Below are 17,314 nucleotides of genomic sequence, written 5' to 3'. Positions count from 1 at the left end.
CAAAATCACGATCAACGATAACTGCGTCGACAGCCCCGAGACCCCAGCCGTAATTGGGGGCCGATATGCACCCGAAGCGGACTCAAGAATGACGCCAGGAACCAGACCTTGTCGCCGCAGCGGTCTACCCAAATCGCCCGCTGATATAGTCCTGAGTCTGCTGGACCTGGGGCTTCATGAACATGTCGGCGGTGGGGGTGAACTCGACCATCCGGCCCATGAACATGAAGCCGGTGTTGTCGGAAATCCGCGCGGCCTGGCCCAGGTTGTGGGTGACGATGACGATGGTGAAGTCGCTCTTCAGCTCGCTGATCGTCTGCTCCAGCTTGGCGGTCGAGATCGGGTCGAGCGCCGAGGCCGGCTCGTCCAGCAACAGGATTTCGGGTTCGACGGCGATGCCGCGCGCCACGCACAGGCGTTGCTGCTGGCCGCCCGACAGCGACAGGCCCGAAGCGTGCAGCTTGTCCTTGACCTCGTCCCACAGGGCCGCGCGGCGTAGGGCCTTCTCGACCACCTCGTCCATCACCTTGCGCGACTTGCTCTCATAAAGGCGCACGCCGAAGGCGACGTTGTCGTAGATCGACATCGGGAACGGCGTCGGCTTCTGGAAGACCATGCCGATGCGCGAGCGCAGCTTGGCGATGTCCTTGACCGCCAGCAGGTTCTCGCCCTCGTGGTCGATCGTCCCGACGGCGCGCTGGCCGGGATAGAGGTCGTACATCCGGTTGAACGTGCGCAGCAGGGTCGACTTGCCACAGCCCGACGGACCGATCAGGGCGGTCACCTGGTTGCGGACGATCGGCAGGTCGACGCCGAACAGCGCCTGGTTCTTGCCGTAGAAGAAGTCCAGGCCCTTGGCGCGCAAGGCCACGCCTTCGCTCGGCTCGGCGATGAAGGGCTTGAGGTCTTTCAGGTCGGCTTGAGCGGTCATGGGCGCGTGTTTCCCCGCGCGACGATCACGCGGCCAATGATGTTGATCGAGAGCACGGTCAGGGCGATCAGCAGCGCGCCGGCCCAGGCCAGGGCGCGCCAGTCGTCATAGGCGCTGAGCGCGTACTGGAAGATGACGGCCGGCAGGCTGGCCATCGGCTTGGTCATGTCCAGGGCGAAGAACTGGTTGTTCAGGGCGGTGAACAGTAGCGGTGCGGTCTCGCCGCTGATACGGGCGAAGGCCAGCAGGCCGCCGGTCAGGAGCCCTCCCCCCGCGCCGCGCCAGATGATCTTGCGGATCGTCACCCAGCGGGCCGCGCCCAGGGCCACGCCGGCCTCGCGAAGGGCGTTGGGCTGGAGGCGCAGGATGTCCTCGGTGGTGCGGGTGACCACCGGAGCGGCGATCAGGGCCAGGGCGACGCCGCCGGCCAGCCCGGAGAAGCCGTGGAGCGGCCGCACCACCAGCTCGTAGACGAACAGGCCCACCAGGATCGACGGCGCCGACAGCAGCACGTCGTTGAGGAACCGCACCGCGTGGCCGTAGGGCGTGTCGCCGCCGTACTCGGCCAGCCAGGTGCCCGCCAGCAGGCCGACGATCACCGCCAGCACCATGGCCGTGGCGCACATCATGGCCGAGCCGACGATGGCGTTGCGCAGTCCGCCCAGCGAACCGGGCGCGGGCGTGTCCTTGGTGAAGATCGCCACGTTCAGCCCGCCGAAGCCCTGCTTGAGCAGCGAGACCATGATCAGGCCCAGGGCCGCCAGGGCCAGCAGGGTGGCCAGGCCGCACAGGGCCACGAAGGCGGTGTTGGCGATGCGGCGGCGGGCGCGGCGGTCGAAAAGAGCCATGCGCGTCCCCTAGTCCTGGCGTTGGCGAAGCAGCAGCGCGCGGGCGATGGCCAGGACGCTGAAGGTGATGACAAACAACACCAGCCCCAGGGCCGTAAGCGCCGCGGTGTGCATCTCGCCGGTGGCTTCGGTGAATTCGTTGGCGATGGTCGAGGCCAGGGTCGAGCCGCTGTCGAACAGCGACTGCGGCAGGCCGTGGGCGTTGCCGATGATGAAGGTCACGGCCATGGTCTCGCCCAGGGCCCGGCCCAGGCCCAGCATGACCACCCCGACCATGCCGCTGCGCACATAGGGCACGGTGACCGAACGGACGACCTCGAAGGGCGTGCAGCCGATGCCGTAGGCGCTCTCGCGCACCTGGGTCGGTACGGTCAGGAACAGCTCGCGGAACACCGCCGCCATGTAGGGCAGGATCATGATCGACAGGATCAGCGAGGCGGTGAAGATGTTGGCCCCGTTGGGCACGCCGTAGAACACCTTCTCCCAGATCGAACCCGTGGGGATGGTCATCATCAGCGGCAGCTGGACGTGCAGGGCGAACCACGGCGCCAGCACGAACAGGCCCCACATGCCGTAGACGATGGACGGGATGCCGGCCAGCAGCTCCACCGCGATGGCGATCGGCTGGGCCAGGCGCTTGGGGCAGAACTCGACCAGGAACACCGAAACGCCCAGGGCGACCGGCAGGGCCAGGACCAGGGCCAGGAACGAGGTGATCAAGGTGCCGGCGATCGGTCCGGCCGCGCCGTAGACCTCGGTCACCGGATTCCAGGTCGTGCTGGTGAAAAAGCCCAGCCCGAACTTGTGCAGGGCCGGCCATCCGCCGATGGCCAGGGCCACGACGATGCCGCCCAGGGCGGCCAGCAACAGGGTCGCCGCGCCCAGGCAGGCCGCCTGGAAGATCGGGTCGAACCACGCGCCCCTCGACGCGGGCCGAGCGCTCATCGAAGGCGCGGACGGGAGAGTGTCGGACATCGGCTCCGCCAAGGGAAAACGGGCGGGAGACACGCTCCCGCCCTGGCTGGTCTCGGTTCCGTACGTTTACTTGGAAACGTAGACCGGCTTGCCGTCCGGGCCCTTCACCTGGGCCGCCCACTGCTTGCGCATCATGGTCTTCACGGCGGCGGGCATGGGTACGTAGTCCAGCGTGTTGGCGGCGGCGTCGCCGTTCTTGTAGGCCCAGTCGAAGAACTTCAGGACGTCGGCGCCCTGGGCGGCGTTGTCCTGCTTCTTGTAGACCAGGATGAAGGTCGCCCCGGTGATCGGCCACGACTTAGCGCCCGGCTGGTCCAGCAGCAGCAGGTAGTTGCCCGGAGCCTTGCTCCAGTCGGCGCCCGCGGCGGCGGCGGCGAAGTCGGCCGCGGTCGGGGCCGGATACTGGCCGGCCTTGTTCTGCACCAGGGCGTAGGTCGCCTTGTTCTGCTTGGCGTAGGCGTATTCGACATAGCCGATCGAGCCGATCGTCTGCTTGACGAAGGCAGAGACGCCGTCGTTGCCCTTGCCGCCCAGGCCGGTCGGCCATTCGACGGAGTCGCTGGCGCCGACCTTCGACTGCCACGCCGGATTCTTCATCGACAGGTACGAGGTGAACAGGAACGAGGTGCCCGAGCCGTCCGAGCGGTGCACGACGGTGATCGGCAGGTTGGGCAGCTTGACGCCCTTGTTGACGGCCACGATGCGCGGGTCGTTCCACTTGGTGACCGCCCCCAGATAGATGTCGGCCAGCAGGGCGCCCGGCAGGTGCAGCTGGCCCGGCATGACGCCCGGCAGGTTCACGACCGGCACCACCCCGCCCATGACCATCGGGAATTGCATCAGGCCGGCGGCGTCCAGGTCTTCCAGCTTCAGCGGCTTGTCCGAGGCGCCGAAGGCCACGGTCTTGGCCTTGATCTGCTTGATGCCGCCGCCCGAGCCGATGGCCTGGTAGTTCAGACCCACGCCCGTCTGCGCCTTATAGGTCTCGGCCCACTTGGCGTAGACCGGCGCGGGGAAGGTGGCGCCGGCGCCCGAGATATCGCCGGCGTGAGCGGCCGTGCCGGCCAGAAGGGCCACGCCGACGGCGGCGGCCGAGATTTTCATCAGCATAAGTCATCTCCTCGGGCGCCAACCGGTGGCTGCCCCCGAGACAGGACTTAGACGGAAAATATAACAGCGCCGTGACGAATCGTAAGTTCAACTTACGTTGCTGTGGAGCTCCGCTTCACCAACCCCTGGGCCAGCGCCAGGCTGCGCCGGATCTCCAGGCGCAGCCACAGCACGAAGCGCTCGGCCGCGTCGGCGACGCCCGGCGCGGACCGTGCCTGCACGTCCAGCCATTCGCCGGCCGGGGCCTCGAAACCGAGCGCCGTCAGCCGACCGGACGCCAGATAGGATTCGGCGGCGAAGATGTTGGACAACACCACGCCCCCGCCTTGCGCGGCCGCGTCCAGCGCCATGCCCGCATCGTCGAAGACGTGGGCGCGCGGCGGCTTGACGCCCGGCGCCCAACGCCCCGCCCAGGCGCTCCAGCCGCCGGCGCTGTCGGCGATCAGAGGCGCACCGACGATCGCGGCCGCCGAGTCGTAACGGCCAGCCTGATCCGGCGCGCACAACGGCAGATGCACCAGCTCGCACAAGCTGTCCTTGCCGCCCTTGGGCGACCAGGCCAGCCGGATATCGGCTTCGGGATCGTCGCCCTGGGTGCGCACCTGCACCTCGACGTCCGGCAGGGCCTCGTTCAACCGGCCGATCTTGCCGGCGAACCACAGGCGTCCGAACGCGGCGGGCATGACCACCGAAAGGGCCGTCGCGCCCTGCGTTCCCAGGATCTCGCGCAAGGTGCGGCTCAGCGCCTCCTCGGCTTCCGAATAGGTCTGAGCCAGGCGCAGAGCCGCCTCCGACGGTTCCATGGCCCCGCCCTTGCGTTCGAACAGCCGCGCGCCCAGCTCGGTCTCCAGCCGACGGATCGACTGACTGACGGCGCTATGGGTGATCTGTAGCTCGCGCGCCGCGGCGGTGAAGCTGCGATGGCGGCTGGCGGCCTCGACGGCGCGTAGGGCGGTGAAAGGCGGTGAACGTTCGGTCATCGGGGCGCGAATCTAGCCGGGAAAGTTGAACTTACAATGACCCGCCGCGATCGGCGGCCCATCAGTGAACCGTCGCGGGGCCGCCGCGCACGCCATGGGCGCCCGCTTCCAGGGGGAAGGTCAGCTCCGACACACGCCCTTCGTCTGCGGTCCGCGAACTGAAGCGGCCGCGCAGTTGCTCGACCATGGCCTCGATCAAAGAGGCCCGGCCACGCTCGATCCCCACCGGAGCCAACGCGCGCTCGACCTCGGTGATCCGCAGCTTGCCCATGCCCCGGTCGCCGCGCAGGGCGATGCGCATCAGGCCCGGATCGTCGGCCGCCAGCCGCAGGTTCAGGCATTCCAGCAGGACGATGGCCACCGAGGTGGCCTGCTCCGACGACAGCCACAGCCCGCCGTCCTCGAACTCGATCCGCACCGGCGGATGCTTGCGGGCCGACAAGGTGGCGTCCAGCAGCTGGCGGGCGAAGGCGTCGAAGTCCAGCAGTTCGCCCCCCTCCCCGGCCAGGCTCCCCGTTGCCAGGCTGCGATGGGTCTTGGAGATCAGCATGGTGCGGGCCGAGGCCTCGGCCAGGGCGCGGGCCACGGCCTTGTCCGGTTCGTCCTTGGCCTGCAGCTGCAGCAGGGCCGCGACCAGTTGCAGGTGGTTGGTGACCCGCTCGTTCAGTTCGCCGAACAGGGTGGCGTGGCTTTGGGCCAGGCGCTCGGCCTTGGCCTGGGCGGCGGCCTTCTCGGCCACGGCGCGGGCCATGCCGGTGATGAAGTAGATCGCCACGCTGGACGTCATGACGAAGAAGGCCAGGCTGGTCAGAGAGTCCAGATCGGTCTTCAGCGCGTAGGCCGGCCGGTCGAACCGCCCGTAGCCGATAGCCGCCGAAAGCGCCGCCGCCAGGATCGCCGGACGCCCGCCCAGGAAGTAGGCGGTGACGATGACGATCGGATAGAAGACCGTATAGGCGTGGTTGGACGCGAAGACGGGATCCAGCGCCCAACGCGTCGCCAGGCCGACCAGCACCAAGCCCACGGTCGCGGCATAGGCGCCGGCCCGGCTCAATCGCAATTCCCGCAAGTTCCCGCTCCGACAGCTGAAAGCCCGCCTTTACGACAAGAGCGAGACAATTCGATGACGAATGGGCTCGAAGGCATGGCGCTGGCGTCAATTGTAAGTTTAACTTGACTTAAGACTGTCACGTCGCCAGCCTTTCGGGCATGCGTCTCGCCTATGTTCAGCTCGGCGGCGGCTTTCCGTCGCTGGAAGCTCAGGTCCTGCGGGTCATGCCGCTTCGTCCCGATGACTACGCCATCGAGGAAACCCCTACCGATGCGGCGCGGCGCCGGATCAGCGAGCGGCTGGAAGCCCTGGCGCCCGGCGATCATGTCTGCGTCTCTTCGCTGGACATGTTCTGCGGGCCGGCCAAGGACATGACCGCCCTGCTGTCGAACCTGGTCACACGTGGCATCGTCCTGGAAACCTTTGACGATAAAGGCGAAGTCGTCGAAATCGGCGCGTCTTCCGCCGAACGCCTGCTGATGTCCTGGCTGGGACGGGTGTTCGCCGGAACCGACAAGCCCGTGCCTCGGCGCATCGCGCCGGCCGCCCTTGAAGTCCTGTCCCCGGACGATGTCGCCGAGATCCGGCGCCTCGGACGGGCCGGCGTGTCGCCACGCCGGATCGGCCTGATCTTCCGCCGCTCGCCCCGATGCATCGAGGGCGTGCTGCAGTCCGTCGATCAGGATGCGGACAGCCCGCCAGTCGAACGTCGCAGCGCCACAAGTTAAATTCAACTTACATTCAACTGTCATAAACTTCACCTAACACCCCTCCCCAGAGCCCGACGCAACCAAGCGGGCCGGAACAAGGGGTTTCTCCAAAATGCAAAACAAGCTGTCGCTGCTGGCGGGCGCCGCTCTGGGCGTCGTGCTGGTCTCGGGCGTCGCCGCCCCGGCCGACGCCAAGCCCGTCAAGAAGCACGCCGCCGCCACCAGCTCGCAGGCCGCCGAACTGGCCGCGCTGAAGGCCCAGGTCCAAGCCCTGACCGAGCGCCTCAACGCTCAGGAAGCCGCCACGGCCCAGACCCAGAACCAGGCGCAGCAAGCGCAAGTCCAAGCCCAGGCCGCCACCGACCAGGTCGCTCAGGTCCAGACCCAGACCACCGCCCAGATTCAAACCATCCCCGCCCAGGTGAAGACGGAAGTCGCCGCCGCCGCGCCGAAGCCCAGGAAATCGTGGACCGACGACACCGTGGTCTCGGGCCGCATGTACTACGACCTGTCCAGCGTCAGCCAGAAGTCCAACGGCGTGAAGACCGCGCCCAGCGGTACGGGCTTCGACATCAAGCGCTTCTATGTGGGCGTCGACCACAAGTTCAACGACGTGTTCTCGGCCAACGTCACCACCGACTTCCAGTACTCGTCGGCGATTTCGGCCACCGAGCTCTACATCAAGAAGGCCTATCTGCAGGCCAAGGTCTCCGACGCCCTGGTCGTCAAGCTCGGCTCGGCCGACCTTCCCTGGGTGCCCTTCGCCGAGGACATCTACGGCTATCGCTACGTGGAAAACACCCTGATCGACCGCACCAAGTTCGGCACCTCGGCTGACTGGGGCGTGCACGCGTCGGGTAAGTTCCTGGACGGCAAGGTGAACTACGCCGTCTCGGTGATCGATGGCGCAGGCTACAAGGCCCCGCTGCGTTCGAAGGGCATGGACATCGAAGGCCGCATCAGCGTCGTGCCGATCGAACACGTGACCCTGGCCATCGGCGGCTATTCCGGCAAGCTGGGCAAGGACACCCAGGGCGCGACCAACGTCTATCACACCGCCAACCGCTTCAACGCCCTGGCCGCCTACACCACCAAGCAGTACCGCCTGGGTGTGGAATACTTCTCGGCCGAGGATTGGAACAACGTCACCACCACCGGCTCGGACAAGTCTGACGGCTACTCGGTGTTCGGTTCCTACAGCTTCACCGACAAGATCAGCGCCTTCGGCCGCTACGACTACGTCAAGCCCAACAAGGAAACGGTCGATAACAAGAAGGACAACTACTACAACATCGGCCTGACCTACAGCCCGGCCAAGATCGTCGACTTCTCGCTGGTCTATAAGCGCGACAGCATCGAGAACGGCGCCCTGGCCACCTCGAACGGCACGATCGGCGGGTCCGACAAGGGCACCTACGACGAAGTCGGCCTGTTCGGCCAATTCCGCTTCTAGGAAGCCCGTCCGAACGCCGGAAAATGGGGGCGCCGTTGGCGTCCCCATCCTCTAGATGGAGCTTCGCGCCATGAGCTGACATTGGCTGGCCGCCAGAAACGCGACGTTCGCCAAGACACCCGTCTCAAAGCCCGCTACGCAGGGTTACATTGGACCGGATCGGCGGCGATGAGTTCCGGCCTTTTGCCGACGCGATCCGTCGCCCGGGGCACAGCAAGTGATGGGCGCCCGCACAAGCGCGTCGCGCTTCACACACCTCTGTTGATCCGGCGTTGTTGATCATCCTTCAAGAACGGACCAACTGCGTTCGACCTTGTGACTTGGGGAGGTCCGCCAGCGAGCTCCCGAAACGAACGCGCCATATGCGCCTGGTCAGCGTATCCGTTAGTCGCGGCCGATTGCGCAAGGGTTTCCGAATGGCTCTGAATATCGATGAGGGCGGACTGAAACTGGAGCAGGCGAAGATAGGTGCGTAGCGGCAGGCCAACATAAGCTCTCGCCCAGCGTTGTAGAGATCGGTGGGACAGCCCCGTTCGTTTCGCCACATCGGTGACGCTCGAGGATTGCAGAGTCGCACGCCCGACCGCCCTAACGACCTCGCCATTCGGAGCCTGGGCGACCGTACTCAGAATAAGGTCTTCGACCGCCTGTGGATTCTCAAGGCTGTCGGCGACGTCGCGCTCCTTCGACCCTGGCCTTAAAGCTGTCCACTCGTCGGTGAACTCGCCACACGGCAGGCCACCCAGCATACGCCACGTCCATGGCCACAGGCGGACGCCTCTGAAGGTCGCATCGCCTCGCATCTTCAGACGAGCGGGACGGGTCGTGAGACCAGCGGCGAAGACCGGGGGCTGGGCGAGGGCCCAAAACGACTCCCCACGCACCCGTTCTATAATCTCAACCGACCCATCCGGCGTGGCGTCGCTTTCAAGCCACTCTTCTTCGCCGCCGGCGACGTCCAGACGCCAGAAGGTCTTGATCAGACCCTCCAGAGCAACCGAAGGAGGCCTTTCATCGTAGCGCATCACGATAGTCTGGCGAGTTGTCGCGTTTGTTCAAGTCTGCCGAAACACAGCGCTGGTACCGAGGCGGGAGGAGACCAACCGCCATGCGAACCTTGCTCAAGTCCGCCTTCGTATTTTTTCTGTTTGCTTGCGCTTCCCCCACTCAAGCCGATCCCCCCCGCCGGCGTCGAAGCCCTGTCTTGGATGACGGGCGACTGGAGTGCGCACCAGGGCGGCGCCTGGGTGGAGGAGCACTGGCTGGCGCCTCGCGGCGGGATGATGCTGGGGACGAATCGATCGGGCGACAAAGACGGGGCCAAGGCCTTCGAGTTTCTTCGCATTACCGAAGGGCCTGACGGCGTCCCAATTTACTGGGCCGCGCCATCCGGCGGAAAAGCTACGCCCTTCCGGCAGGTCGAGTCGACGCATGGATCGGTGACGTTCGAGAACCGAACCCATTCCTATCCGACGCGGATTCGCTATCGCGGATCAGGCGACACATTGGAGGCGACCATCGAGGGACCCAATGGCGATCGCCCGATCTCATGGACTTGGCGTCGTCTTGCCAGCTCCGATTGATCATCCAGCCCGCCTGAACGAGCCCCGCCCAGATAGAACTACAGTCTGACGTTGGGGGTCTGTGGCGGATTTCTCTTCGAGGGACCTATGAAGCCGATAGACTACCTGAAGGCCGCGTGCGTGGGGTTGATCGTAATGGCCCTAACCATCGCGGCAAGCTTTCCCATGGTGTTTCTTTACGCCACTTTCATCGAGCCGGGCCACCCGCAGTCGTTCTATAATCATGCCGCCAAATGGATCGCGCCATGGTCATCCTATATCCTCGGCCCGATACTCTTCTTCGCGCTCAACTATTGGCTGGCGCGTCGTCATCCCGGAAGAAGTCCAACGACGTTCGCATTCGCTACGATCGGGCTGTATGTCCTGATAGATTTCGGCATGATGCTGCCGTTCGCACAGATTTCCACCTTCTTCAGCTCCACCATCGCCCTATCGATCGCTGGCAAGCTTGTCTTCGCCGTTTCTGGGGCATTGCTCGGAAAGCGCCATCGGACGAGCGTTGGATAGGTCGGCGCCGGGTCGCGCCAGAAGCAGACCAAAGGAACGCTCCAATTTCTGGCAATTCACTACGCGACGGCATCTGTGCGGAAAGGCACGACGAAGGTGATCGGGCGCGCCAGCCTGCGCGCCCGATCGGCGTCGAACTACCAGCCGAAGGTCATGCCTACGCGGCCGCCCGTCGACCCCTTAACCGTCGAGCCCGCGATCCCGCCGCTGACCCAGACGTGATCGCTGACCCTGGCGACCGCCGAGCCCGAAAAGCCCTGCTCGCCGCGATAGGTGGAGAGGTTCAGCGAGACGGCGACCTTCATGTCGCTGGGGATCGTCGTGCCCGACAAGGCCATCGCCGCCGCCACGCCGCCGTTGGCGCGACGCATGCCGGTGTCGATCCGGCTTCCCATCGTGATGAGCTCGGAAACATCGAACGAGGTGGTCGCGAGATTGCCCGAGGCGTCGCTGGTCACGAGGCTGAGGGCGCCCTGTTGCGCGGCCCGGCTGGCCGCCGAGTTGATGCCCGACATCGTGTAGGTCGAGCCGCTCGAGCCTAGCGCCACCTGGCCCGCGCGCGTGGCCACGGCTCCCTGGCCGATCGCGACGCTGCCCGCCGCTCCCGCGTTGGCGCCGTCACCCAGCGCCACAGCCGAGGCGCCGTTGGCGGTGCTCTGGTTGCCCAGAGCGATCGCGCCCTGGCCCGTGGCGGTGTTGTTACGGCCCAGGGCCACCGCGCCCAGCCCGGTGGCGACATTGGGATCGCCGATGGCCACCGCGCCGTCGCCGCTGGCGCTGTTGCCCGCGCCGATCGACACCGCCTGACCCGTGATCGCCTGGGCGCCGTTACCGATCGCGACCGAGGAATCTCCGGCCGCCAGCGAGTTGGCGCCTACCGCGATCGTGTTGGCGCCCGTCGCTTGCGGTCCGGGGCCCGACATGTTGGTGCGGAAATAGGCCCCATTGGTCGCCGCTGTGTTGGCGGTGGCGAGCGCGGTGTCCGCCGTGCCTTGGGCGGTCGCCGCGTTGGCCAGCGCGGTGTTGGCGGTTCCCTGCGCGCCGTTGGCCGCCAGCAGCGCCTGGTTCGCCGTGCCCCCGCCCGACGTCGCCGCCGCCAGGGCGTTGTCCGCCGTCGATTGCGCCGTCGCCGCATTGGCCAGCGCGGTGTTCGCCGTGGCGGCGACCGCGTTGAGCTGAGTGACGTTCACCGCGTCGGTGGCCAAGGAGCCGGCGGCGACATTGGCGATCTGCCGCTCGCCGCCGGTCGTTCCGACCGACACGGTGTTGGCGCGGTCGGCGACGGATCCCGCCCCCAGCGCCACCGCGTTCGTGGCCGTGCCGACGACGCGAGCCTGCTGCCCCAGCGCCGTCGAGTCGGCCGTAAAGGCGCCCGCGAAGGCGCCGATCGCCGTGCCGTTGAGGCCCGTGGCCTCGGTGTTGGAGCCGATGGCGGTCGTAAAGCCGTTGTTGGAAAAGGCGCCGGTCCCCACCGCCGTCGCGCCGCCCTGAGGCGCGGCTGTAGCGAAGGCCCCGATCGCGATTCCGTTGACATTGCCGATCGCCCCGTGGCCAAAGGCGATGCTGTCGATCCCGCTCGCCGAGGCCGTGGCCCCGAAGGCGATCGACGTGCCGCCGGCCGCCGTGCTCTCCGAACCGATCGCGATAGAGCGTTCGCCGCCGGACGTGGTCGCCGCGCCGATCGCGAGACTATTGTCACCGCTCGCGGTCGTAAAAGTGGCGGAACTGGAGACGACCGAGCCCAGCGCGATCGCGCCGTATCCCGTGCTGGACGAATGATAGCCCAAGGCCACTCCCGCCGGTCCGGACGCCAAGGTCTGCACACCCAGCGCGGTTGAGGACTCGCCACTGGCGGTGGAGAACAGGCCATAGGACGACGCGGTGTTACCCGTCGCGGAGGCCCCGAAGCCTACCGCCAACGCCTGATGGCCGGCCTCGGTGTCGTAGCCCAGCGCGATCGCGCCGTAGTCCGAACCTTGCGCGTTGCGCCCCAGAATGATGCTGTCTCCCAGGGTCGAAGCGGCGTTGTCGCCCATGACGATCGAGAAGGCGCCCTGGGCGTTGGCCGCGCGACCGACCGCCACCGAGGAGTTGCCGGCGGCGACGCTCGTGGCGCCCATCGCGATCGATTGATTTCCGGAGGCCTGGGCCACCAGGCCCAGTGAGAGCGACTCCGTGCCCGAGGCGTTCGCGCCGAAGCCGACCGCCGTCGAACTGGAGCCGGTCGCCTCCGCCACCGCGCCTATCGCCACCGCCGTGCCGCTGGTGGCGTCGGCCGAATAGCCGATGGCCACGGACCCGAACACGGCCGTGTTGCCCGGCCCCTGCACGGTCGCCTGCTCGCCGATCGCGACGTTCGAGTCGCCATTGACAGTGGCGTCGCCGCAGACGGCGTTGTCGTCCGATCCGGCGGCCAGCGTGCCGACCAAGGCGTTGCCGGCGTCCCGGCACTGGACGTTCTGCGCCTGGGCCTTTCCGGCTGCGAGGACGAGCGCGAGCGCGCCCGCGGAAACGGTGGCGAACATACGCAAATTGCGGCGCGTGGTGCGATTGACGGTCATAGGATCCCTCTTTTCGATGCAGTTCCTTGGACGGAGGCGCGCTCGACGCCGCCGCCGCCCATTCCAGTCTCGAAGCGGAAGACGAGAGGGATCGCGCGGACCGGACAGGCGGGCGCGATTTTAATTTGGGCGGCGACCATCGCCCGAACGACTAGGCCCCGTTTGCTCACTGGCTGGGGTAGTAGTCGATCCGGACCGAGCGGTTCTGGCTCATGCTCAGCTTGCAGATCGCGGTCTGGACGCCCTTGCAGTCCTCGCCCCAGCGTTTGGGATCGATGGGCGAGACGCCGACGAAGGAATCCTCGGCCTTGAGCGTGATCGTGCTGCCCTGTTCGAACTGGGCGGTGCAGGTGCTGCTCTTCTGGGCCCCGGAGGCGTCCTTGCCGCCGCCGGTGCAGACAAGCTCGGTATCCGGCGACAAGGTCAGGCGCAGCCCCATCAGCGGCGGCTTCCAGTAGCGTACGGTCAGGGTGACCATCGGCCCGGTCGTCTTGATGAAGCTCGCTCCGATCGAGACCAGCGCGCTATCGACTTGAACATCGCACGCCTTCTTGACGCCGGAGGCCTCGCAATCCCCGCTCCATCCCGCGAACTGGTGGCCGGGCTGCGGTTCCGCGACCAGCGCCACGGCTGCATTGCGCAGAGCATTGCGCGAGCAGGTCTGGCGCACCTCGCTCCCCTGCACCTGGCAGCTCAGATTTAGGAAGTGGACCTTGCCCCCGCCGAGGATCTTCACCTCGACCTTCCCTTCGTTCGGCCCCGGCGGAGGCGCGGAGATCGCGAGGCGTGGGCTCACGGCTATGCGCGAGGGATCGACGGCCGGTGCGCCCTGCCCCGGCTTGGCCGGCGGTATCTGCGCCTGCGCAACGCCCGAAAACCCCAGCGCCGCGGCGGCGGCCCCGATCAAATGCATCGTTTTCATACCCGTCTCCTCGAGCGAAGCGCTCCGGAGGTAGACGGCGGGCGGGCCCGAAGCCGGACACGGCGTTCGCGGACCCTTGGTTTCCCGGCTTGCTGCGAGGCGTTCGCATGCTACGCTACCGGAGGTTTACCCGTAGAGGGCGACATGACGAGTTACGCGGTCCCAGCCGATTTCCACGCGTCTTCGGAAGATTTGATCGGCCAGCTCTACGGCGAACTACACAAGATCGCCCGGCGCGAATATCGCCGGGCCGGCAGCCCCATGACGCTCCAACCGACCGCGTTGGTCGGTGAGGTCTATCTGAAGATCCAGAACCGAGCCGGCTGGCAGAGCAAGTCCCACTTCCTGGGCTGCGCGGCGACGGCGATGCGCCACGTCCTGGTCGATGCGGCGCGCGCCCGACTGGCCGCCAAGCGATCCGGCGCCCGCGAAAGCCTGACCGGCGCGCTCGCTGAGATCGCTGGCGGCGTAAACGACGACAAGCAATTGGTGCAGCTTGGCGACGCGTTGGCCGAACTGGCGCGGCACGACCCGTCGCTGGCCCAGGTCGTCGACTGCCGCTTCTTCATCGGCCTGGACGAGGTCGAGACCGCCAAGGTCCTGGGCGTGACCGACCGCACGGTGCGCCGCTGGTGGACGAAGGCCCGCGCCTGGATCTACGACCGCATGACGGCCTCCGCCGCCTAGCCCGCCCTCGGGATCCGCGCGGCGATCCTCGCGACGGCCTGCACGCCATAGGCGCCCGCCGGCCCCATCGCGGCGAAGCCTGCGCGGGCGCGGGCCAGCGCCTCGGACGCGCGGGCGTTGTCTCCTTGCTTCAGCGCCAGGATCGCTTCGGTCATCGCCACCTGGGGCGTGAGCGGGTTGGGCGTGGGCAAGGCGTCGATCGCGGGGCGGGTTTCAGCCAGTTGAGCTGCGGCGGCCTGGGTCTCGCCCAGCTCCGCCAGCGCCTGCACCAGGGCCAGGTCCAGCACGATCACCGGGATCGATCGCGCGCCCAGGAAGCGAACCGCCATCGGCCGCGCCTCGAGCAGCGACACGCGCGCCTCGGCGAAACGGCCATTGGCCATCTGCGCCTTGGCGAGCTGCGCCAAGTCGGTGGCTAAGCCCGGGGTGTCGCCGAACAGGCGGCGGCGGCGATCGACCACGCTGATCGAAACGCGCTCGGCCCCCGCCGCATCGCCCCGCCGCAGGAGCCAGGCGCCCCGCAGTTGGTCCAGTCCCAAGGCCTGCACGGTGTCGCGCTGGCCGGGCCTGGCCAGCACCTTGTCGACCCGCGCGAACACCGGCCCCAACTCGTCGAGTCGATTGGCTTCGATCAGATAGACTAGGAGATTGTTGTAGAGCGTCAGCAAAGCGCTGTCGTTGGCAGCGAAGGCGGCTTCGGCATTGGGTAGGCTGTCGGTAAGCAGTGCGATCGCGGTGTCGTAGTCTCGCTTTCGGCGCGCCATGGCCGCGCGGCTGGTGACGATCTGCTGCAGGTCGGCGGCATGCCGCTCCGGATTTCGCGCGAACACGCGATGGGCCGAGGTCAGCAAGGCCTCGACGTCGTCCGGCGCGCCCATCGCGATCGCGGCGTCGGCGAGGTTGGACTGCATCCTGGCGGTGGCTTCCGGACTGTCGCCGCCAATGCCGTGCTCGAGCGCGCTCTTGAGCAGGCTGTAGCTGCCCTTGGCGTCCTGCAGGTTGATGTAGAGATCGCTCAACGCGTTGACCGCCGCGCCAGATCGCGGGCTGCGGTCGAGCGTGGCCAGCATCCGCAGCGCGGACTCGTCGAGGGTCTGCTTCAGGGTCAGGTCGCGCGAATAGCCCGCCTGCCCGAACATCAGGGTCAGCGTCTGGACGATGGAGTCGGAGCGCCGCGCCTCGGCTAGCGCGTTGTCGCGCTGGATCTGGGCGCGATGCGCCTGCACGGCGATGCCGCCCGCGCCGGCGGCCAGCGCAAGCACCACGGCGCTCACCGCGACGATCGTCCAGCGATTGCGGCGAAGCAAGCGGCCGAACCGGTAGCGCCGCGATCCCTCTCGCGCCCGCACCGGCAACGAGGCTTCGAAGCGTTCGATATCCTCGGCGAGCTCCGGCGCCGAGCCGTAGCGCGCGGCGGGATCCTTGCGCAGCGCCTTGAGCACGATGGCGTCCAGATCGCCGCGCAGGCGCGATGGCGCGATGGCGCCGTTGTGCCTGGCCGCGACGGCGCTGGGGGGCGCGGGGTCTTCCTGGGCGACGCGGCGGACGATCATCGACAGCGTGCCGCCGTCGCCGCTCCAGGGCGTCGCCCCGGCCAGCAGTTCGTACAGGATCAGACCCAGCGCGTGCACGTCGGTGGCCACCGTCACTATGCCGTTGCCGAGCTGTTCGGGCGCGGCGTAGTCGGGCGTCATCAGGGCGGTCGTCGTGGCGGCCACCGCGTCGCCGCTCTCCGCGACCAGCTTGGCGATGCCGAAATCGAGCAAGTGCACCCTGCCCTCGCCGTCGACGAGGATGTTGGATGGCTTCAGGTCGCGGTGGACGATCAGGTTGGCATGGGCGTAGGCGACCGCGCCGCACACGTCGCGGAAGGCCCGCAGCCGGGCTTCCAGGGGCGGGCGCCTGTCCCGCGCCCACGCGTCGATCGGCTGGCCCTCGACAAACGCCATCGCCATCCAGGGACGGCCGTCCGGTGTGACGCCGCCGTCGATCAGGCGGGCGATGCCGGGATGATCCAGCCGCGCCAGCATCTGGCGCTCGCGCGCGAACAGGCCCTCGTTGGGCACGGCGTCGACCCGCAGCAGCTTTAGGGCGACACGCTGCTCGAAACCAACGTCGGCGCGCCGAGCGCGATAAACCTCGCCCATGCCGCCGCGGCCGACCAGCGCCTCGATCTCGAAGCCGCCCACGCGACTTCCAGGGGGGAGCGAGGCCCGCGCCATGGGCTGGGCGTCTTCCAGCGCCGGGGCCGGCGCGTCGAGGACGCCCCGGCGCGTCGAGGCCTCGATCAACGCCATCACGCGCTCAGCGATCGACGGCGGCAGCCGCGCGAACGCCTCCAGCCGAGCGCCAGGACCGAGCGGCTCCACCGCATCGAACGCTTCAAGAACCAACGCCAGATCCGGCTCGCCGACTGCCTGCATGACACCCCTCAAACCCAACCAGACGTAGACTACGCGCCTGACCGGACACCGCCGAAGAAATATTTTAGCGCCTGTCCGCTTCCGTCCCGCCCGTCCGTCTTCCCGGATGAATGCCGCCTCGGGAGGAAGACCATGCGGAAGATGATTCAAGCTCCCTGGGCGCTGGCCATGGCGCTGGCCCTGGCGACCTCCCAGGCCGTGGCGCAGGTGACGGTGTTGAACGGCAAGTCGACGATCGGGTCGGACTCCAATGCGGGCAAGCTGTTGACGGTCACCTCCGCCAATTCGGGCGGCGTGCGCGTCTCCATCCGCACCGACCCGGCGGTGGCGCTGGTTTGCGACGAGAAGACGCCGGTCACCCGTTGCGCGGCTTGGGTCAAGGCGGGCGAGCGCATCGTCCTTTCACTGCGCCAACCGGAATCGCCGCGCACGCCGCCCGGCCAGGGCGCCGCGCCGACCGCCGCCGAATGGGGCCTTCGCGGCTGTCCGGGCGCGATCGACGGCGGCGACTGCATCGTCACGATGTCCGCGAACCGGGCCGTTTCCGTCGACTGGGCGAAATGAGCTTCCATC

The 17,314-nt window shown here is 67.5% G+C and carries 16 protein-coding genes; 6 read left to right on the top strand and 10 right to left on the bottom strand.

The window, feature by feature from the left end; translation table 11 throughout:
* Positions 1 to 124: 124 nt before the first annotated feature.
* From pstB to AC07OA_RS07715, 6 genes are all read right to left on the bottom strand, one after another.
* Positions 125 to 931: a phosphate ABC transporter ATP-binding protein PstB gene (gene pstB / locus AC07OA_RS07740; RefSeq protein ID WP_494663208.1), complete on the bottom strand. Its 807-nt coding sequence runs from the start codon at positions 929 to 931 to the stop codon at positions 125 to 127.
* Positions 928 to 1,779 (bottom strand): phosphate ABC transporter permease PstA, encoded by an 852-nt coding sequence (gene pstA / locus AC07OA_RS07735; protein ID WP_494663207.1) that lies wholly within the window; start codon positions 1,777 to 1,779, stop codon positions 928 to 930. Before pstA ends, pstB begins: the two co-directional genes overlap by 4 nt.
* 9 nt (positions 1,780 to 1,788) lie before the next feature.
* Positions 1,789 to 2,754 carry a phosphate ABC transporter permease subunit PstC gene (gene pstC, locus AC07OA_RS07730; protein WP_494663206.1) on the bottom strand — a complete coding sequence of 322 codons (966 nt, stop codon included), beginning with the start codon at positions 2,752 to 2,754 and terminating at the stop codon, positions 1,789 to 1,791.
* Positions 2,755 to 2,820: 66 nt separating this feature from the next.
* Positions 2,821 to 3,864, bottom strand: coding sequence for a phosphate ABC transporter substrate-binding protein PstS (pstS, locus tag AC07OA_RS07725; RefSeq protein ID WP_494663205.1), 1,044 nt, complete (start codon positions 3,862 to 3,864; stop codon positions 2,821 to 2,823).
* A gap of 92 nt (positions 3,865 to 3,956) precedes the next feature.
* Positions 3,957 to 4,844, bottom strand: coding sequence for a LysR family transcriptional regulator (locus tag AC07OA_RS07720; RefSeq protein WP_494663204.1), 888 nt, complete (start codon positions 4,842 to 4,844; stop codon positions 3,957 to 3,959).
* 61 nt (positions 4,845 to 4,905) lie between these two features.
* Positions 4,906 to 5,898, bottom strand: coding sequence for a DUF4118 domain-containing protein (locus tag AC07OA_RS07715; protein WP_494663203.1), 993 nt, complete (start codon positions 5,896 to 5,898; stop codon positions 4,906 to 4,908).
* A 155-nt stretch (positions 5,899 to 6,053) separates the two neighbouring features.
* On the opposite strand from AC07OA_RS07715, the gene AC07OA_RS07710 reads away from it, so the two are divergent.
* Positions 6,054 to 6,623 carry a hypothetical protein gene (locus AC07OA_RS07710; RefSeq protein WP_494663202.1) on the top strand — a complete coding sequence of 190 codons (570 nt, stop codon included), beginning with the start codon at positions 6,054 to 6,056 and terminating at the stop codon, positions 6,621 to 6,623.
* A gap of 94 nt (positions 6,624 to 6,717) precedes the next feature.
* On the top strand, positions 6,718 to 8,058 hold the full coding sequence (locus tag AC07OA_RS07705; RefSeq protein ID WP_494663201.1) for a porin family protein: 1,341 nt from the start codon (positions 6,718 to 6,720) through the stop codon (positions 8,056 to 8,058).
* A 248-nt stretch (positions 8,059 to 8,306) separates the two neighbouring features.
* On the opposite strand, the gene AC07OA_RS07700 is transcribed toward AC07OA_RS07705, so the two are convergent.
* Positions 8,307 to 9,083 (bottom strand): helix-turn-helix domain-containing protein, encoded by a 777-nt coding sequence (locus tag AC07OA_RS07700; protein ID WP_494663200.1) that lies wholly within the window; start codon positions 9,081 to 9,083, stop codon positions 8,307 to 8,309.
* Between the two features lie 183 nt (positions 9,084 to 9,266).
* Between AC07OA_RS07700 and AC07OA_RS07695 the strand changes: the two genes are divergently transcribed.
* A complete protein-coding gene (locus AC07OA_RS07695) occupies positions 9,267 to 9,641 on the top strand; it encodes a DUF6265 family protein (RefSeq protein ID WP_494663199.1) in 375 nt (124 codons plus the stop codon).
* Positions 9,642 to 9,728: 87 nt separating this feature from the next.
* Positions 9,729 to 10,148 carry a hypothetical protein gene (locus tag AC07OA_RS07690; protein WP_494663198.1) on the top strand — a complete coding sequence of 140 codons (420 nt, stop codon included), beginning with the start codon at positions 9,729 to 9,731 and terminating at the stop codon, positions 10,146 to 10,148.
* Positions 10,149 to 10,285: 137 nt separating this feature from the next.
* Here AC07OA_RS07690 and AC07OA_RS07685 read toward each other — a convergent pair whose 3' ends face one another.
* Positions 10,286 to 12,709 (bottom strand): YadA family autotransporter adhesin, encoded by a 2,424-nt coding sequence (locus AC07OA_RS07685; protein WP_494663197.1) that lies wholly within the window; start codon positions 12,707 to 12,709, stop codon positions 10,286 to 10,288.
* 166 nt (positions 12,710 to 12,875) lie between these two features.
* Positions 12,876 to 13,631, bottom strand: a complete 756-nt coding sequence (locus AC07OA_RS07680) for an InlB B-repeat-containing protein (RefSeq protein ID WP_494663196.1) — start codon at positions 13,629 to 13,631, stop codon at positions 12,876 to 12,878.
* 144 nt (positions 13,632 to 13,775) lie between these two features.
* On the opposite strand from AC07OA_RS07680, the gene AC07OA_RS07675 reads away from it, so the two are divergent.
* A complete protein-coding gene (locus AC07OA_RS07675) occupies positions 13,776 to 14,318 on the top strand; it encodes an ECF-type sigma factor (RefSeq protein WP_494663195.1) in 543 nt (180 codons plus the stop codon).
* Here the strand turns inward: AC07OA_RS07675 and AC07OA_RS07670 are convergent.
* Positions 14,315 to 16,741 carry a serine/threonine-protein kinase gene (locus AC07OA_RS07670; RefSeq protein WP_494663194.1) on the bottom strand — a complete coding sequence of 809 codons (2,427 nt, stop codon included), beginning with the start codon at positions 16,739 to 16,741 and terminating at the stop codon, positions 14,315 to 14,317. The two genes, AC07OA_RS07675 and AC07OA_RS07670, sit on opposite strands and share 4 nt — an antisense overlap.
* 168 nt (positions 16,742 to 16,909) lie before the next feature.
* Between AC07OA_RS07670 and AC07OA_RS07665 the strand changes: the two genes are divergently transcribed.
* Complete coding sequence (locus AC07OA_RS07665) at positions 16,910 to 17,305, top strand: hypothetical protein (RefSeq protein WP_494663193.1); 396 nt, start codon at positions 16,910 to 16,912, stop codon at positions 17,303 to 17,305.
* The last annotated feature ends 9 nt before the right edge of the window (positions 17,306 to 17,314 follow it).

It is taken from the genome of Caulobacter sp. GW821-FHT09B08 (assembly GCF_059418225.1).
Note: the sequence above shows the minus strand (reverse complement) of the source record. Positions and strands in the feature narration are given on the sequence as shown.

Coding starts and splice junctions, on each gene's coding strand:
- pstB (WP_494663208.1), bottom strand. CDS start 931: ATGACCGCTCAAGCCGACCTGAAAGACCTCAAGCCCTTCATCGCCGAG.
- pstA (WP_494663207.1), bottom strand. CDS start 1,779: ATGGCTCTTTTCGACCGCCGCGCCCGCCGCCGCATCGCCAACACCGCC.
- pstC (WP_494663206.1), bottom strand. CDS start 2,754: ATGTCCGACACTCTCCCGTCCGCGCCTTCGATGAGCGCTCGGCCCGCG.
- pstS (WP_494663205.1), bottom strand. CDS start 3,864: ATGCTGATGAAAATCTCGGCCGCCGCCGTCGGCGTGGCCCTTCTGGCC.
- AC07OA_RS07720 (WP_494663204.1), bottom strand. CDS start 4,844: ATGACCGAACGTTCACCGCCTTTCACCGCCCTACGCGCCGTCGAGGCC.
- AC07OA_RS07710 (WP_494663202.1), top strand. CDS start 6,054: ATGCGTCTCGCCTATGTTCAGCTCGGCGGCGGCTTTCCGTCGCTGGAA.
- AC07OA_RS07705 (WP_494663201.1), top strand. CDS start 6,718: ATGCAAAACAAGCTGTCGCTGCTGGCGGGCGCCGCTCTGGGCGTCGTG.
- AC07OA_RS07700 (WP_494663200.1), bottom strand. CDS start 9,083: ATGCGCTACGATGAAAGGCCTCCTTCGGTTGCTCTGGAGGGTCTGATC.
- AC07OA_RS07695 (WP_494663199.1), top strand. CDS start 9,267: ATGACGGGCGACTGGAGTGCGCACCAGGGCGGCGCCTGGGTGGAGGAG.
- AC07OA_RS07690 (WP_494663198.1), top strand. CDS start 9,729: ATGAAGCCGATAGACTACCTGAAGGCCGCGTGCGTGGGGTTGATCGTA.
- AC07OA_RS07685 (WP_494663197.1), bottom strand. CDS start 12,709: ATGACCGTCAATCGCACCACGCGCCGCAATTTGCGTATGTTCGCCACC.
- AC07OA_RS07680 (WP_494663196.1), bottom strand. CDS start 13,631: ATGAAAACGATGCATTTGATCGGGGCCGCCGCCGCGGCGCTGGGGTTT.
- AC07OA_RS07675 (WP_494663195.1), top strand. CDS start 13,776: ATGACGAGTTACGCGGTCCCAGCCGATTTCCACGCGTCTTCGGAAGAT.
- AC07OA_RS07670 (WP_494663194.1), bottom strand. CDS start 16,741: ATGCAGGCAGTCGGCGAGCCGGATCTGGCGTTGGTTCTTGAAGCGTTC.
- AC07OA_RS07665 (WP_494663193.1), top strand. CDS start 16,910: ATGGCGCTGGCCCTGGCGACCTCCCAGGCCGTGGCGCAGGTGACGGTG.